General features: G+C 69.9%; 1 protein-coding gene and 1 pseudogene. One reads left to right on the forward strand and one right to left on the reverse strand.

All coding sequences use genetic code 11. The features are described from left to right. A pseudogene (locus A5714_RS23870) lies at window positions 1–184 on the forward strand (NAD(P)H nitroreductase); the annotation flags it as partial. Window positions 185–204: 20 nt separating this feature from the next. On the opposite strand, the gene A5714_RS23875 reads toward A5714_RS23870, so the two are convergent. Beyond that, window positions 205–624 (reverse strand): pyridoxamine 5'-phosphate oxidase family protein, encoded by a 420-nt coding sequence (locus A5714_RS23875; RefSeq protein WP_068289593.1) that lies wholly within the window; start codon window positions 622–624, stop codon window positions 205–207.

Raw genomic sequence — 624 nt, forward strand, 5'->3', positions numbered from 1 at the left:
GCTGGAGACGCCCGCGACGCGGGACGCGGTGCGGGCCAGCGTGTTCGGGGATCGCGATCATCCGCAGATGCTGTTGCGGGTGGGCTGGGCGCCGATCAACGCCGATCCCTTGTCGGCGACGCCGCGGCGCCCGCTTACCGACTTCGTCGAGTGGCCAGCGGAACCGACGCTGGGTTCGTTGTGAGGCAACAGGATTCGGGTCGTTCACCACGGCGTGCCGTCGCGCGGCCCGAACCGCAGCCGGCGCCCGGTCACCTCGTCGGGCAGGATCCGCACGTAGTGGGTCTTCTCGGGCAGCGTCCAGGGCAACACCTGCGCCCGTTCGGCGTCGTGCAGCTCCTCGCGGGTGTGCAACGCCCGCGCGGTGCCCTTGACGATGACGCTCCAGCCCTGCGCAACCGTGTGGTCGTCGACCTCGAAGAGGACCCGATCGTTGATCGCGGTGCTGACCAGCTTGGTGCCCTGCGCGGTGCGGAACAGCACGGTGCCGCGTTGCACGGCGTAGTTGACGGGGAAGATGTCGGGGCGGCCGTCGACGCAGGTGACCAACCGACCCAGGGTGTGGCCCGCCAGCAGATCCCAACATTCCCGCGCGCTCAAGACGGCGTTGTCGTCGTCGGCCAC

The sequence above is a fragment of the Mycobacterium sp. E2462 genome, assembly GCF_001672685.1.
Classification (GTDB): Bacteria; Actinomycetota; Actinomycetes; order Mycobacteriales; family Mycobacteriaceae; genus Mycobacterium.